This window comes from Micromonospora craniellae (assembly GCF_014764405.1).
GTDB lineage: Bacteria > Actinomycetota > Actinomycetes > Mycobacteriales > Micromonosporaceae > Micromonospora > Micromonospora craniellae.
The window spans coordinates 958,341-973,834 of the sequence record NZ_CP061725.1 but is presented as its reverse complement, the minus strand read 5'-3'; the positions used below and the strand labels follow the sequence as shown (position 1 = coordinate 973,834).

Genomic DNA, 15,494 nt, shown 5'->3' with positions numbered 1-15,494 from the left:
TACGCGCCGCCCCGCCGGAGGCGCCGATGACCGCCCTGGTGCCGTTGCCGGTGCTGCTGCCGTTGCTGGGCGCGGCACTGACCCTGCTGCTGGCGAAGTGGCCGGTGCCGCAGCGCGTGGTCAGCGTGAGCTGCCTGGCCACCACACTGGTGGTGGCGGTGCTGCTGCTGGTGCACGCGTACCGGTACGGGCCGGCGGTGGTGCAGATCGGGGCCTGGCCGGCGCCGGTCGGCATCGTGCTGGTGGCCGACCAGTTGGCCGCGTTGATGCTGGTGGTCTCCTCGGCGGTGACCCTGTGCGTGCTGCTCTACTCGATCGGCCAGGGCCAGGCGGAGACCGGCGAGTCTGCGCCGCTGGCCATCTTCCACCCCACCTACCTGGTGCTGACCGCCGGCGTGACGAACGCCTTCCTCGCGGGTGACCTGTTCAACCTCTTCGTCAGTTTCGAGATGCTGCTCGCCGCCAGCTTCGTCCTGATCACGCTGAACGGCACCCGACTGCGCATCCGCACCGGCTCGACGTACGTGGTGGTCAACGTCCTGGCCTCGATGATCTTCCTGATCTCGGTCGGCCTGGTGTACGCGGCCACCGGCACGCTCAACCTGGCCCACCTGGCGGCCCGCTTCGACGGGCTGCCCGAGGGCGTCCGGCTGAGCCTGCAACTGATGCTGCTGCTGGCGTTCGGGATCAAGGCGGCGGTCTTCCCGTTGTCGGCCTGGCTGCCCGACAGCTATCCGACCGCCCCGGCGCCGGTCACCGCGGTCTTCGCCGGCCTGCTCACCAAGGTCGGCGTGTACGCGATCATCCGGACCCAGACCCTCCTCTTCCCCGGTGAGCAGGCCGGCAAGCTGCTGATGGTGGTGGCCGGGCTGACCATGCTGGTCGGCATCCTCGGCGCGGTGGCCCAGTCGGACCTGAAACGGCTGTTCTCGTTCACGCTGGTCAGCCACATCGGCTACATGATCTTCGGGGTGGGGCTCAGCACCGTCGCCGGGCTGGTCGGTGCCATCTTCTACGTGGTCCACCACATCACCATCCAGACCACCCTGTTCCTGGTCGCCGGCCTGATCGAACAACGCACCGGCAGCACCGACCTGCGGCGGCTCGGCGGGCTGGCCCGGGTGACGCCACTGCTCGGCGTGCTCTTCTTCGTCTCGGCGATGAACCTCGCCGGAATCCCGCCGTTCTCCGGCTTCCTCGGCAAGCTCGGGCTGCTCCAGGCGGGCGTGGCCGTCGGGGGCGTGCTGCCCTGGACGCTGGTGGCGGTGGGCACGCTGACCAGCCTGCTCACCCTGTACGTGGCCAGTCGGGTGTGGAACCTGGCGTTCTGGCGTACGCCCTGCCAGACCGTCGAACCGACCGCCCCGCTGCCCGCGCTGACCGTCGGGGCCACCGTCGCCCTGGTGGCGCTCGGGGTATCGCTGACCGTGGTGGCGGGCCCGCTGTTCGACGTGACCACCGGCGCCGCCGTCGACCTGCGCGACCGGACCCCGTACATCCATGCCGTACTGCCGGACGGTCCGCCGTGACCGGGACCGACCCCGGCGACGGGTCGGCCGACGGGCCGGGCCGGGACGTGCGCGGCCGGGCGGGCCGATGGCGGGACCAGGCCATCGCGGTCGGCTGGCTGGTGCTGGTCTGGAACCTGCTCTGGGGCGAGTTCACCTGGGGTAATCTGCTGGGCGGGATCCTGCTCGGCACTGCGGTGCTGGTGTTCTTCCCGCTCCCGCCGGTGACCTTCGCCGGGCGGCTCCGGCCCCGGGGGCTGCTGGTGTTCGCGGTCCGGTTCGTCGTCGACCTGGTCCGGGCCAGCGTGCACGTCGCCCGGATCGCGGTGCAGCCCGGGTACGTGCCCCACTCGGCCATCGTGGCGGTCCGGCTGCGGGTGCGCACCGACCTCAACCTGGCCCTCACCGCCGAGGCGCTCTCGCTGGTGCCGGGCACGTTGATCGTGGACGTGGACCGGGCCAGCGCGACGCTCTACGCGCACGTGCTGGACGTACGTCGACGCAGTGACCTCGCCGCCGCACGCGAGCAGGTACGCGCCGTGGAACAACGGATCATCGAGGCGGTGGGTTCGACGGCCGAGGTCCGTCGCCTGCGCGCCGACCCGGCCGACAAGGAGCCCTCGTGAACACCGTCTTCATCGTCGTACTGGCCGGTCTGCTGTCGGTGACCGCGCTGCTCGCCCTCGCCCGGCTCTACCGGGGACCGTCGTTGCTGGACCGGGTGATCGCCGCCGACATGCTGCTGGCCACGATGATCGGCGCGGTCGGCGCGGAGGCGGCGATCAACCGGCACGCCACCACGTTGCCGGTGCTGGTGGCGCTCGGCCTGCTCGGTTTCGTCGGCTCGGTGTCGATGGTCCGCTTCGCCGTGCGGGAGAAGCCGTGACGGCCACCGCCTGGGCGACCGGGGTGTCGGCCGCCGACTGGCTGGACGGGGTGACGCCCGGCGCGGTCGCCGACTGGCTGGGCGCGACCAGCCTGATCGCCGGTGCGCTGCTGAGCCTGGCCGCCGCGATCGGCGTGGTGCGGTTCCCGGACGCGCCGACCCGGATGCACGCGGCCACCAAGCCGCAGGTGCTCGGCGTCCTGCTCCTGCTGCTGGGGGTGGGGCTGCGGCTGCGAACGGTCTCCGACCTCGGGATGATCGCGTTGGTCGGTGTATTCCAGTTGGCCACCGCGCCGGTCGCCGCGCAGATGATCGGCAGGGCGGCGTACCGCAGCGGGCGACTGGACCGGCAACTGCTGGAGGCCGACGACCTGGCCGAGCGGTGACGGGGTGCCTTCACAACCCGCGAGGCGGGCGTCCTCGCCGGTAGAATGACGGGATGATCGACTCTTCTGCCCAGGAGGGCAGCAGTAGCCAGCCGGGTAAGCCCCGGCATCCACCCGACCCGACGACACCGGGAGCCCTGAGCCTCCCGTGTTGATCACCGTCGGTCTCGTACTGATCATTGTTCTGACCGTCGCGACGGGCTACTTCGTCGCGCAGGAGTTCGGCTACGTCGCGGTCGACCGGGGCAAGCTCAAGCAGGGCGCCGACGAGGGCGACCAGGCTTCCGCCCGTGCCCTGGAGGTCACCGGACGGCTGTCGTTCATGCTCTCCGGCGCCCAGCTCGGCATCACCGTCACCACCCTGCTGGTCGGTTACCTCGCCGAGCCCTACCTCGGTGCCGGCCTGGCCGAGCTGCTCGGCGTCTCCGGCGTGTCCACCGCCGTCAGCCTTCCGCTGTCGGTGGCGCTGGCCCTGGTCATCGCGACCGTGGTGCAGATGGTGGTGGGTGAGCTGGCCCCCAAGAACCTGGCCATCGCCCGCCCCGAGCCGGTGGCCCGGGCCCTGGCCCGCTCCACCCTGGTCTACCTGGCGGTCGCCGGGCCGCTCATCAAGCTGTTCGACCGGGCCGCGGTACGGCTGCTGCGTCGGGTCGGCATCGAGCCGATCGAGGAACTGCCCAGCGGCGCCACCCCGGAGGACCTGGAGCAGATCATCGCCGAGTCGCGGCAGGGCGGCCACCTGGACGCCGAGATGTCCGAGCTGCTGGACCGGGGGCTCGACTTCCGCCAGCTGACCGCCGGCGAGGCGATGGTGCCCCGGGTCGACGTCCACACCGTCCTGGCCCAGGATCCGATCAGCCGGGTGGTCGAGCTGCTCGACACCGGGCGCTCCCGGTTCCCGGTACGCGGCACCGAGGGCGTCGACGACCTGGTCGGTGTGATCGGCATCGCCGATGTGCTCCGGGTGCCCCCGGCGCAGCGCGCCTGCACCCCGGTCAGCACGGTCGCCGGAGCGCCGCTGCTGGTACCCGAGACGTTGCCGCTGCCCACCGTGCTGGACCGGCTCCGGTCCGGGCACCGGCAGCTCGCCTGCGTGGTCGACGAGTACGGCGGCTTCGCGGGCGTCATCACGCTGGAGGACATCGCCGAGGAGCTGGTCGGCCCGATCCGCGACGAGGACGACCCGCCGGAGCGGGCTCCGGCGCGGCAGGAGGACGGCTCGTGGGTGGTGCCGGCGCGCTGGCGCATCGACGAGGTCGCCGACAGCACCGGCATCGCCCTGCCCGAGGGCCCCGAGTACGACACCCTCTCCGGGCTGGTGATGCGGGAGCTGGGGCGGGTACCCGAGGTCGGTGACCGGCTGAAGATCAGCCTGCCGGCCGACGGCGACCACGGTCCGGGGCTGCGCGCCCTGGTCGAGGTGCTCGCGGTGGACCGGCACGTGGCCGACTCGGTCCGTCTCCAGGTCACCGGCGGGCCCGAGGAGGTGGGCGCGTGAGTACCGGATTCGCGCTGATCACCTCGGTGGTCCTGCTGGCGCTCAACGGGTTCTTCGTGGCCGCCGAGTTCGCCCTGGTGGCGAGCAAGCGGTACCGCCTGGAGCAGGCGGCGGCCGGCGGCGGGCGGGCGGCGAAGGCCGCCCTGGACGGCGTACGCGAGCTGTCGCTGATGCTGGCCGGCGCGCAGCTCGGCATCACCCTGTGCACGCTGGGCCTCGGTGCGCTTGCCGAGCCGGCGATCGAACGGCTGTTGGCGCCGCTGCTGCACGCCGTCGGCCTGCCGTACGGCGCCAGCCACGTGATCGCGCTGATCTTCGCGCTGAGCCTGGTCACCTTCCTGCACCTGGTGGTCGGCGAGATGGCGCCGAAGTCCTGGGCGATCACCCACCCGGAGCGGTCCGCGCTGCTGCTGGCCCTGCCGTTCCGGGCCTTCGCCCGGGTGGCCCGGCCGGTGCTGTCGGTGCTCAACGCGGTGGCCAACGCGATGCTGCGGCTGTTCAAGGTCAACCCGCAGGACCAGTTGGCCCAGGTGCACGGCCCGGACGAGTTGCGGATGCTGCTGGAGCAGTCGCACGAGCACGGGCTGCTCGGTGCCGCGCAGCACGAGTTGCTGACCAGCATGCTCCAGTTGCAGGCGACGACCGTGGCGCAGGTGATGGAGCCCTTCGACCGGATGGTGACGGTACGCCGGGAGGACCCGGTGGACCGGATCGAGCAGGTCAGCCGGGACAGTGGCCGGTCCCGCCTGGCGGTGCTGGACGCCGCCGGTGACGTCTGCGGTCTGGTGCACGTACGGGAGGCGGTGCGGGCCACCGCCGTGCGACCCGAGGCCCGGGCGGTGGACCTGATGAACGAGGCGATCACGCTGCCCGGCACGGCCACGGTGACCGAGGCGGTGGCCGTGATGCGGGCCCGCCGATCCCAGCTCGCGATGGTGCGCAACGGTGGTGGTCCGGCCCGGCCGGTCGGCTTCGTCGCCCTGGAGGACCTGCTGGAGGAGGTCATCGGGGAGTTCGACGACGAGACCGATCCGATCCCGCGCGCGGTACGCCGCCTGAGGTAGGAGCGACGCGGATGCGGCTGACGGGGGTGTCACCGGGCGGTACGGGCCTGACGGTGCAGACCGCGCTGGCCAATCCGAGCACCCGTCCCGGCCTGCGTCTGCCGGGGCGGGTGAACCTGATCGCCGGTGCGGTGGACGTGCCGGTCCTGCACGTCCGGCTCGGCCTGGTCAGCTCGGTCGAGCCGGACGACCCGGAGGCCCCTCGGCGGCTGGTGCAGTTCCACCAGGCACAGGTGGCCGACGCGCTGGTGCTGCGGGCCGGTCGGGCGCGGTCGATCCCGTTCGAGTTCCCGCTGCCGTGGGAGACGCCGGTGACCACGTACGGCGGGGCGCCGCTGCTCAGCCTGCGGATGGGGCTGCGGACCGAGGTGGCGCTCGACCCGGCGCTGGACCAGGGCGCCATGGTGCCGGTCTTCGTCCATCCGCTGCCCACCCAGCAGCACGTCCTGGCCGCGCTGGACACGCTCGGGTTCAGCGTGCGCCAGTCGGGGCTGGTCGACGGGCGGCTGCCCGGGGTGGAGCAGACCCTGCCGCTGCACCAGCGGTGGGGTTTCTGGGTGGGGCCGCTCTACGCCGGGCCGATCACCGAGCTGGAGGTGATCTTCGTGGCCAACTCCGCCGGCCTCGAGGTGATCCTCTGGTGCGACCGCCGGCTGGCGCTGGCCGGGATCACCCACACCAGCATCAGCCGGTTCCGCATCTGGCACGCCGACGCCGGTCAGCGCGACTGGATCTCCATCGTGGACGGCTGGCTGCGCGAGGCGATCAACCGGCACGCGGCAGCGGCAGCGCAGGCCGACTGGTCGGCCACCATCACCGAGTCCGCCCACGTCAGCCGCCCGCCCGACCGGCCGATCACGCCCGGGTTCGGCCTGGGCGGCACGGCCGGCGGAGCGGGTGTCGGAGGCGGCGGTGGAGGCGGCGGCGACGGCACCTGACGCCCGCCGCGTCACCTCGCGCCCGTTCTCGCCTCGCGGCACCTCGCGCCCGCCGGTGTAAGGAAGGGTCCCCTGCTATACCGCAGGCGTTAGCAGGGGACCCTTCCTTACAAACAACGACACCGAGTGCCCTCAGCCCTGAGCGAGCTTGAATCCGAAGCCGAGGAACAGCGCCCGAGAAGCCTTTCCCGCAGCCTGACCTGTGCGTTCGGCCACTCGTCGGCGGTCATCGAGTACTGCACGGTGTCCCGCCACGAGCCGTCCGGCCGCTGCCGGTGCATCCGCAGTACGCCTTCCCGGGTGGCGCCGAGCCGTTCGATGGCCCGCTGCGAGCGCTCGTTGCGGATGTCGGTGTGCCAGACCACCCGGACCGCGTCCAGGTCGTCGAAGGCGCGGCCGAGCAGCAGCAGCTTCGCCTCGGTGTTGATCCCGGTACGCCACCAGGGCCGCCCGAGGTAGGTGTAGCCGATGGCCACCGACCGCCGGTCGTCGTCGATCTCGTAGTACGAGGTGGCGCCGACGACGGCCCCGGTCACCGCGCACCGTTGCGCCCAGGCGACCCGCTCGCCACGGTGCTGGGCGGCCAGGGCCGTCGCGATCCCGTCGCGCAGCGCCTCCGGATCGGTCGGCTGGGGGACGCCCAGGTGCCGCCAGACCTCCGGGTCGGTGGTGGCCGCGTACAACTCGTCGGTGTGCGACAGGTCCAGCGGTTCCAGCCGGACGTGCGTGCCGTGCAGCACGGCCGGCTCGTGCCATGGCGTGGTGGCCGGTCGCAGGTACGCCGGCATCGGCGCGGTGACCCCGGTGTCGGGTTGCGGCAACCCGGCGGTCAGCCGCAGCGGCACCACCCCGGCCCAGTAGGGCAGCGCCAGGTCGGCGGGTTCGTCGCGGACGCCGCCGGTGCGCGAGCGGACGGAGACCTCGCGCAGCGGGAGGCCCAGCAGGGCGGTCTCGGCCAGTTCCCGCCGGCTCGGCGGGCGGCTCTGCGCGGCGCGACCGGCGCCGATCTTCTCCATCAGAGCGGTGAAGACCTCGGCCCGCAGGCCGGTGTCGGTGACCAGGTGGGCGGTGCCGTGCGCGATCACAGATCGGTAGTTGGCGCTGTGGTGGAACTGGGACCGGGCGTAGACCAGGCCGTCCAGCAGGGTGACCGCCACGCAGACCGGCAGGCCGTCGCCGCGGGCGGCCAGCAGCGGCCGGCTGCCGGTGGAGCCGTGCAGATAGAGGGTGTCGCCGACGCGGACGTGCAGGGTGGGCAGGACGCGGGGCGCACCGTCCACGGTGAAGGCGAGCGCGCAGTGGTACGCCTCGTCGAGCACCGCGTGCGCGGCGTCGCGGTCGTAGCTCATCCGCTCCCGGGAGCGGCTGGCGGTGGTGCGGGCGGTCGGCGTGTACATGCTCCCACCTTTGTTCTAGTACGATCTCTTTTTTGTGTCAGCACGCTATCAGGTGACCGGTGCGACGGCCGCCGAGATCTCGGCCAGCATCGAATCGGGCATCCGCCACGCCACCCTCGTCCCCGGTGACCCGCTGCCGCCGGTCCGCACACTCGCCGCCGACCTGGCCGTCAGCCCGGCCACCGTCTCGCGCGCCTACGCCGACCTGCGCCGACGCGGCCTGGTCGTCACCGCAGGCCGGCACGGCACCCGGGTACGCCCCCGCCCGCCGGTCGCCGCCCGCCGCGCCGCCCTGCGCCCACCTCCCGCCCCCGGGCTGCGGGACCTGTCCGCCGGTGAGCCCGACACCCGGCTGCTGCCCCCGCTCGGCCCGCACCTGGCCCGGCTGGCCGAATCCGCCGGTACGCCGGTCGGCTACCCCGACGTCGGCGTGCTGCCGGAGGTCGCCGAGGCAGCCCGGGCACGACTGGCTGCCGACGGGGTCCCCCCGGCCGAGGTGACCCTCACCGGCGGCGCACTGGACGGCATCGAACGCCTGCTCGGCGCGCACCTGCGGCCCGGCGACGCGGTCGCCGTGGAGGACCCGGGCTGGGCCAGCCTCCTCGACCTGATCGCCGCCCTGGGGATGCGGCCGATCGGCGTACCGGTCGACGACGACGGGCCGATGGTCGCCGGGGTGGCCGCCGCGCTCGCCGCCGGAGCGCGGGCGCTGGTGGTGACCAGCCGGGCGCAGAACCCCACCGGCGCGGCCGTCTCCGCCGACCGGGCCGCCGCGCTGCGCGCCCTGCTCGCCGAGTACGCCGACCTGCTGCTGATCGAGGACGACCACGCCGCCGAACTGGCCCGGGTGCCACTGCACCCGCTGGCCGGCGCGACCGGCAGTTGGGCCTTCCTCCGTTCGGTCAGCAAACCGTTCGGCCCCGACCTGCGGCTGGCCGTGCTGGCCGGGGACGAGACCACGGTGGCCCGGGTGGCCGGACGGGCCCGGGTCGGTGCCGGCTGGGTATCCACCGTGCTGCAACGGCTGGTGCTCTCGCTCTGGCACGACCCGGCGGTGACCGCGTCCATCGAGCGGGCCGCCGACAGCTATGAACGGCGGCGCGACGGCCTGGTCGCCGCCCTGGCCACCCGTGGCCTGCCCGCCCACGGCCGCAGCGGCATCAACGTGTGGCTGCCGGTGGCCGACGAGACCCTCGCCGCGACCGTGCTGCGGGACGCCGGCTGGCTGGCCGCCCCGGGCGCGCTCTACCGTATCGCCGGCCCGCCCGCGCTGCGGATCACCGTCAGCCCGCTGGACGAGGAGGACCTGCCGGCGCTGGCCGACGCCCTGGCCCGCGCGGCCCGCCCTGCCCCACCCGCCGGGTTCAGCGCCTGACCAGGATGCGACGACCTGTCGCGCCGCCGCAGCCGGCTGCCGAGGCTGCGAGCTGCACCGGGACGCCTCGCGGATCGTCTTCGGCCGGGGCGACGCCAGCGCCCGGGTGCTGGCCACCATCCACCCGTCGGCGGTGCTGCGCGCCGACAACCAGGACATCGCCTACGACGGCCTCGTCGCCGACCTCACCGTCGCCGCCCGCGCGCTCACCCGTTGACCGCCCGTCGGACGCCCCGGCGATCGCCGTCGTAGGGTGCGTCAGGATCGGAACCCCTTACCGAGGAGCGGTTCGTTGGCCACCGACCTGAGCACACCGACGATGGCGCCCGTTGACGTCGCGTCGCTCCAGCGGCGTACCCTGCGCCTGCTCTGCACCACCCAGGTGCTCGGCGGGATCGGGGTGACCATCGGCTTCGCCGTCGGTGCGCTGCTCGTCGCCGAGATCGCCGGCACCGCCGCGGCCGGCCTGGCACAGAGCGCCGCCGTGGTCGGCGGCGCGCTGCTGGCCGTACCGATCACCCGGATCATCACCGGGCACGGTCGCCGGCCGGGCCTGGCCGTCGCGTACGGCGTCGGCGCGCTGGGCGGGACGCTGATCGTGCTGGCCGCGGCGACCGGGTGGATCCCGCTGATCTTCCTCGGCATGTTGCTGTTCGGCGGCGGGTCCGCGGCCAACCTCCAGGCCCGCTACGCCGCCGTCGACCTGGCCGCGCCCGCCCGCCGCGCCCGGCACCTGTCCCTGGTCGTCTGGGCCACCACCGTCGGCGCGGTGGCCGCCCCGAACTTCGCCGCGCTGGCCGACCGGGTCACCGGCGGCTGGGGACTGCCACCGCTGTCCGGCCCGTTCGCGTTCAGCTCCGCCGCGTTCGTGCTCGCCGCCGGCGTACTGCTGATCCGGTTGCGGCCCGACCCGCTGCTGACCGCGCGCCGTCTCGCGGCGGCCGTCCCCGACGGTCCGGGTGAGGTCGGTCCCGAGGCGGCCGGTGCGCGGTCCACCCCCGCGCCGCCGCCTGGTGACCCGGTGACGGCCGAGCCCGTGCCGGCGCCGTCGGCCCGGCGCGGCGCGGGGTTGCGCGCCGCCTGGTCGGTGGTACGCGCCCGGCCGGCCGCCCGGCTCGGCGTGGCCGCCGTGGCCATCGGCCACCTGGTGATGGTCGCCGTGATGGCGATGACCCCGGTGCACCTGCGGGAGTTCCACCCGGTGGAGGAGGTGCTGCCGGTGGTGGGGCTGGTGCTGAGCCTGCACATCGCCGGCATGTACGCGCTGGCGCCGGTGGTCGGTCTGCTCGCCGACCGGTTCGGCCGACGCGCGGTGATCCTCGGCGGGGTCGGCACGCTGCTGGCCGCCTGCGCGGTCGCCGGCACCGCCGGGCACCACACCCCCCGGCTGGTCGTGGGGCTGGTGCTGCTCGGGCTCGGCTGGTCGGCGACCATGGTGGCCGGTTCCACGCTGCTGTCGGAGTCCGTGCCGGACGCGGTACGCCCCAGCGCCCAGGGCCTGTCCGACCTGCTCATGGGGCTGGCCGGCGCGCTGGCCGGCGCGGTCAGCGGGTTTGTCGTGCAGGTGTCGGGATATCCCGTGCTGACCCTGCTGGCGGCGGTCGCGGTGGCCCCCCTGCTGGCGCTAGCGTTGCGGCCGGTGCCGGCGAGCGCACCGGACGAGGAGGACTGATCGACGTGCGGCTGACCGACTTCTGGGCGCGGCTGGAGGAGGCGTTCGGCCCCGGGTACGCGGCCAGCATCGCCCGCGACCAGGTGCTGGCGCAGCTCGACGGGCGGACCATCGAGCAGGCGCTCGCCGCCGGTGCCCAGACGCACGTGGTGTGGCGTGCGGTGGTCGCCGCCTACCCCGACCGGGTACCCGCCCGACTACGCTGAGCAGCTGATTCGTTACTTCCGCGTGTTCCTTGCCGACTCGTACACCTGTTCGGCTATTGTCCACAGCGGGGTGCTCGTCCACAGATCGCGGCCCGTCGGCTGGTTTTCTGTCGGACCCAGCGCCTAGCGTGTCCCGCGTGACGCGAAGCTCAGGAAAGACGCCGGCGAAGGCAGGGGTGGCAACGATGGCGGCAGGGCCGGACCGGGAGAAGGCGCTCGACCTTGCTCTCGCCCAGATCGATAAACAGTTCGGCAAGGGCTCGGTGATGCGACTGGGGGAGCGGCCGGTCATCCAGACCGCGGTGATCCAGACCAGCTCCATCGCGCTCGACGTCGCGCTGGGTGTCGGCGGCCTGCCCCGGGGCCGGGTCGTCGAGATCTACGGCCCGGAGAGCAGCGGTAAGTGCCTGACCGCTGACACGCACCTCTGGACGGACATGGGCCTCGAGACTGTCGAGGAACTCTTCGCGCGATGCGGTCAGCCGACGAGTTGCACCAGTCGAGTCACTGACATCCGGGAACTCGGCGTGAGAATGGTCAACGAGCGTGGTGAGCTCGAACCTGTCGCGGCATTGACTCACAACAACCGCAAGCCGGTGATCAAGCTCAGGCTGCGATCCGGGCGGACCGTGACCGCGACGAAGAATCATCCGCTACGGGTGGTTACCGAGCGCGGATTCATCGCATGGCGGACGGTCGGGAGCATTCGGCCGGGCGACTACCTCGTGTCGGCCACCTTCGGCGCATCAGAGGCTGCTCACGGCGAGGGCCTTTCCGAGGATGAGGCTGTGCTCCTGGGTTATCTCGTCGCCGAGGGCTCACTTGGCCATCAGCACAGCGTCCGGTTCGCCAACTGGGATCCTGAGGTGAGCGGTGAGTACTCCCGCCTCATGGAGCAGACTTTCGGTGTCGACGTCCGCAACTACGACAACAAGGAGTTCGTCGTCTCGGGCGGGGCGTTCCGCAAGCGCCTTTCCGAGGAGTACGGCCTCGACTACGTGACCGCGCACGGCAAGAGTGTCCCCTACCGGGTGCGGACCGCTGGCGACAAGGCGCAGCGCGCGTTCCTGTCGGCGCTGTTCGAGGGCGACGGATGGATCGACGAGAGCTCCACGATCGGGCTCGGTACCGCATCCGAGCAACTGGCCCGTGAGGTTCAGTTGCTGCTCTACGGGCTCAACATCCCGAACACCATCTCCGCCAAGTGGAACGAGAAGTATCAGCGCGACCACTGGACCGTGACGGTCAACCCCTCGGTCGCGCATCGGTTCGTCAACGAGGTCGGGTTCCGGTCCGCCCGACGCCGCGCGCAGGTCGAGCGCTGCTTCCGGGTCAGCACGCGTGACGCCCAGTTCGAGAACATCCCGCATCTCAAGGGGCTCATCCAGGACCTGCGCGACGACTGCGGAGGTGACCGGGCGTTCGACCGGGCCGCCGGAGACCTCTTCCGCGCGGACGCCGATCTGGCCTGCTCCCGCAGCCGTCTGATGAAGATCGTGGAGTGGGCTGACCAGCGCGCGGACCGCCTGTCGGCGTCGGGCCAGGCGATTCTGGCGCACCTCGGGCACCTGTCCACTTCCGCCTACACCTACGAGAAGGTCGTCGAGGCTATCGATGCGGGCACCCAGCCCACGTTCGACGTGATGCTCCCGGGAACGCACAGTTTCCTGGCGAACGGGGTGCTCTCCCACAACACCACGGTCGCCCTGCATGCGGTGGCCAACGCCCAGCGGGCCGGTGGCATCGCCGCGTTCATCGACGCCGAGCACGCGCTCGACCCGGAGTACGCCAAGGCCCTCGGCGTCGACACCGACGCCCTGCTGGTCTCCCAGCCGGACACCGGCGAGCAGGCGCTGGAGATCACGGACATGCTGGTCCGCTCCGGCGCGCTCGACATCATCGTGATCGACTCGGTCGCCGCGCTGGTGCCGCGCGCCGAGATCGAGGGCGAGATGGGCGACAGCCACGTGGGTCTGCAGGCCCGCTTGATGAGCCAGGCGCTGCGGAAGATAACCGGTGTGCTCAACAACACCGGCACCACCGCGATCTTCATCAACCAGCTCCGCGAGAAGATCGGCGTCATGTTCGGGTGCATGTCGTACTCGACCCGGGTCACCCTTGCCGACGGCACCCAGGAGAAGATCGGCAAGATCGTCAACCAGCGCATGGACGTCGAGGTCCTCTCCTACGATCCGGAGACCGACCGGGTCGAGCCGAAGCGGATCGTCAACTGGTTCAACAACGGTCCGGCGGAGCAGTTCCTCCAGTTCACCGTCGCCAAGTCCGGCGGCAACGGGCGGGCGCAGTTCGCCGCCACCGCCAACCACCTGATTCGCACTCCCGGTGGCTGGCGCGAGGCGGGCGAGGTGATCGCCGGTGACCGGGTGATGCTGGCCGAGGCGCGGCGCCTCAGCGAGCAGCAGTGGCAGGTGGTGCTCGGTTCGCTGATGGGTGACGGTGCCCTGTCGCCGAACCGCCGGGACCGTTCCGGTGTCCGCTTCCGCCTCGGTCACGGCGCGCAGCAGGTCGACTACCTCGACTGGAAGGTTTCGCTGCTCGGCAACCTCAGCCACTCCCGGCGCACCGACTCCCGAGGCGCGGCCTTCGTCGACTTCACTCCGCTGCCGGAGCTGGACGAGCTGCGTCGCGCGGTCTACCTGGGCGACGGTAAGAAGCACCTGAGCTGGGACTACCTCAAGGCATTGACTCCGCTGGCCCTCGCGGTGTGGTACATGGACGACGGCTGCTTCACGGTCCGGTCCAAGGGTGTGCAGGAGCGCACGGCCGGCGGTTCCGGGCGGATCGAGATCTGCGTCGAGGCGATGGCGGAGGGCAGCCGCGACCGGCTGGTCGAGCACCTGCGTGACGCGTACGGGATGGACGTGAAGCTGGTCTCCCGTGGGGCTCGGCAGACGGCGTCGATCATCTTCACCACCGAGTCGTCGGCGAGGTTCCAGGAGCTGGTCGCTCCGTACGTGCCGGCGGCGATGGAGTCGAAGCTGCTGCCGCGGTTCCGTGGTCGGTACGCCGTCGAGCCGCAGTTCGTTCCGGAGGAGCTCACGCCGGTTCCCGCCCGGGTGATCGACGTGCGGGTCAAGCCGAAGACCCGCTCCATGAACCGGTTCGACATCGAGGTGGAGGGCAACCACAACTACTTCGTCGACGGGGTCATGGTGCACAACAGCCCCGAGACGACGACGGGTGGTCGGGCGCTGAAGTTCTACGCCTCGGTCCGGCTCGACGTGCGCCGGATCGAGAGCCTCAAGGACGGCACCGACGTGGTCGGTAACCGCACCCGGGTCAAGGTCGTGAAGAACAAGGTGGCCGCGCCGTTCAAGCAGGCCGAGTTCGACATCATGTACGGCAAGGGCATCTCCCGCGAGGGTTCGCTGATCGACGTCGGCGTCGAGCAGGCGATCATCCGCAAGTCCGGCGCCTGGTACACCTACGACGGTGACCAGCTCGGCCAGGGCAAGGAGAAGGCCCGCGAGTTCCTCCGGGAGAACCCGGACGTGGCCGCCGAGATCGAGAAGAAGATCCTGGAGAAGCTCGGCGTCGGGGTCGGCGCGGGCGATGCCGCCGGTGGGCCGGAGCTGCCGCCGGTCGACTTCTGATCCTGACTCGTGGCAGGACGACGCGCGCGTACGGGGCGGGGCTGGGATGCCAGCCCGCCTCGTACGGGCGACGGCACCCCGGGTCCACGCCGGGGTCGCCGCACCACCGGTGACAAGTCCGGCTCGACCGCCGGTCTGCCCGACGACGAGACGGGCTCCGGCACGCCGTCGGCCGACGCAACGGCGGGCGGTCGAGGTGCGGGCCCGCCTCGGGACGAGGCCGAGGTGGCCCGGGAGATCTGCCTGCGGCAGCTCGCGGCGCGCCCGCGCACCCGTGCCGAGTTGGCCACCGCGCTGGCCCGACGGGGCATCTCCGAGGAGATCGCAGACCAGGTCCTCGACCGGTACGACGAGGTCGGCATCATCGACGACGCCGCGTTCGCCCGCGCCTGGGTGACCAGCCGGCACGCCGGCCGTGGGTTGGCCCGCCGGGCGCTCGCCAACGAGCTGCGTCGACGCGGCGTGGACGGTGACACCGCCAGCGAGGCGCTCGGTGAGTTGGACGAGACCACCGAGGCGGGGACCGCCCGGGCCCTGGTCGAGCGGAAACTGCGGACGGCCCGGGGCGAGCCGGACGCGGTGTTCCGGCGGCTGGTCGGCATGCTCGCCCGCAAGGGCTATCCACCGGGTGTGGCGATCCGGGCGGTGAAGGAGGCCCTGGCGGCGCAGAGCGCCGAGGCGGCCGAGTTCGCCGAGCGGCTCGACGCGGACGCGCTGATCGACGCCGAGGGGGACGCTGCGGGCGGCCCGGGCGACTGACCGCGGTTCGTCCGGTCGCCGGTACTGTTTGTCCGCTGAAGTCCGACTCTTTAGTGACTCAGGGTGATGAGTTAACTTCTCTCCGTCCGGGTGGTTTGATCATGACTTCTTGACCGGAGGCCGTCGGAGTCCTAGCCTCGCCATAAAGGCTCACATTGCCCGACCGGCGCAGGCTAAGCGCACAACATAGA

13 protein-coding genes and 4 pseudogenes are annotated in these 15,494 nt (G+C 72.1%); 16 read left to right on the top strand and 1 reads right to left on the bottom strand.

Annotation, left to right across the window (positions count from 1 at the left end; genetic code table 11):
* Window positions 1-26: 26 nt before the first annotated feature.
* The 7 genes from ID554_RS04445 (at window position 27) to ID554_RS04415 (ending at window position 6,280) form a co-directional block, all read left to right on the top strand.
* Complete coding sequence (locus ID554_RS04445; protein WP_117226632.1) at window positions 27-1,529, top strand: Na+/H+ antiporter subunit D; 1,503 nt, start codon at window positions 27-29, stop codon at window positions 1,527-1,529.
* A complete protein-coding gene (locus ID554_RS04440) occupies window positions 1,526-2,134 on the top strand; it encodes a Na+/H+ antiporter subunit E (protein WP_117226631.1) in 609 nt (202 codons plus the stop codon). Before ID554_RS04445 ends, ID554_RS04440 begins: the two co-directional genes overlap by 4 nt.
* Window positions 2,131-2,394: a monovalent cation/H+ antiporter complex subunit F gene (locus ID554_RS04435; protein WP_117226630.1), complete on the top strand. Its 264-nt coding sequence runs from the start codon at window positions 2,131-2,133 to the stop codon at window positions 2,392-2,394. Before ID554_RS04440 ends, ID554_RS04435 begins: the two co-directional genes overlap by 4 nt.
* Window positions 2,395-2,444: 50 nt before the next feature.
* Entirely contained in the window at window positions 2,445-2,780 is a 336-nt protein-coding gene (gene mnhG, locus ID554_RS04430; protein WP_117226797.1) for a monovalent cation/H(+) antiporter subunit G, read from the top strand.
* Window positions 2,781-2,928: 148 nt separating this feature from the next.
* Window positions 2,929-4,278, top strand: a complete 1,350-nt coding sequence (locus ID554_RS04425; RefSeq protein WP_117226629.1) for a hemolysin family protein — start codon at window positions 2,929-2,931, stop codon at window positions 4,276-4,278.
* Window positions 4,275-5,342, top strand: a complete 1,068-nt coding sequence (locus tag ID554_RS04420) for a hemolysin family protein (RefSeq protein WP_117226628.1) — start codon at window positions 4,275-4,277, stop codon at window positions 5,340-5,342. Before ID554_RS04425 ends, ID554_RS04420 begins: the two co-directional genes overlap by 4 nt.
* 11 nt (window positions 5,343-5,353) lie before the next feature.
* The gene (locus ID554_RS04415) at window positions 5,354-6,280 is read left to right on the top strand and encodes a sporulation protein (protein WP_117226627.1); all 927 of its coding nucleotides are present in this window, start codon (window positions 5,354-5,356) and stop codon (window positions 6,278-6,280) included.
* Between the two features lie 107 nt (window positions 6,281-6,387).
* On the opposite strand, the gene ID554_RS04410 is transcribed toward ID554_RS04415, so the two are convergent.
* The gene (locus ID554_RS04410) at window positions 6,388-7,677 is read right to left on the bottom strand and encodes a bifunctional pyridoxamine 5'-phosphate oxidase family protein/GNAT family N-acetyltransferase (RefSeq protein WP_117226626.1); all 1,290 of its coding nucleotides are present in this window, start codon (window positions 7,675-7,677) and stop codon (window positions 6,388-6,390) included.
* A 34-nt stretch (window positions 7,678-7,711) separates the two neighbouring features.
* Between ID554_RS04410 and ID554_RS04405 the strand changes: the two genes are divergently transcribed.
* From ID554_RS04405 to ID554_RS04380, 9 genes and pseudogenes are all read left to right on the top strand, one after another.
* Window positions 7,712-9,052, top strand: a complete 1,341-nt coding sequence (locus ID554_RS04405) for an aminotransferase class I/II-fold pyridoxal phosphate-dependent enzyme (protein ID WP_117226625.1) — start codon at window positions 7,712-7,714, stop codon at window positions 9,050-9,052.
* 97 nt (window positions 9,053-9,149) lie between these two features.
* Window positions 9,150-9,269 (top strand): annotated as a pseudogene (locus tag ID554_RS31350) (UdgX family uracil-DNA binding protein); the annotation flags it as partial.
* Window positions 9,270-9,344: 75 nt separating this feature from the next.
* The gene (locus ID554_RS04395) at window positions 9,345-10,724 is read left to right on the top strand and encodes an MFS transporter (RefSeq protein ID WP_396888468.1); all 1,380 of its coding nucleotides are present in this window, start codon (window positions 9,345-9,347) and stop codon (window positions 10,722-10,724) included.
* Window positions 10,725-10,729: 5 nt separating this feature from the next.
* Window positions 10,730-10,930, top strand: coding sequence for a DUF3046 domain-containing protein (locus tag ID554_RS04390; RefSeq protein ID WP_117226624.1), 201 nt, complete (start codon window positions 10,730-10,732; stop codon window positions 10,928-10,930).
* A gap of 185 nt (window positions 10,931-11,115) precedes the next feature.
* A pseudogene (locus tag ID554_RS32705) lies at window positions 11,116-11,328 on the top strand (recombinase RecA); the annotation flags it as partial.
* Window positions 11,308-13,257 (top strand): annotated as a pseudogene (locus ID554_RS32700) (LAGLIDADG family homing endonuclease); the annotation flags it as partial. The pseudogenes ID554_RS32705 and ID554_RS32700, both read left to right, overlap by 21 nt.
* A 60-nt stretch (window positions 13,258-13,317) precedes the next feature.
* Window positions 13,318-13,872 (top strand): annotated as a pseudogene (locus tag ID554_RS32915) (LAGLIDADG endonuclease); the annotation flags it as partial.
* A 171-nt stretch (window positions 13,873-14,043) separates the two neighbouring features.
* Window positions 14,044-14,544 (top strand): hypothetical protein, encoded by a 501-nt coding sequence (locus tag ID554_RS32685; protein WP_223884623.1) that lies wholly within the window; start codon window positions 14,044-14,046, stop codon window positions 14,542-14,544.
* Window positions 14,545-14,553: 9 nt separating this feature from the next.
* Window positions 14,554-15,303: a regulatory protein RecX gene (locus ID554_RS04380; protein ID WP_117226622.1), complete on the top strand. Its 750-nt coding sequence runs from the start codon at window positions 14,554-14,556 to the stop codon at window positions 15,301-15,303.
* The last annotated feature ends 191 nt before the right edge of the window (window positions 15,304-15,494 follow it).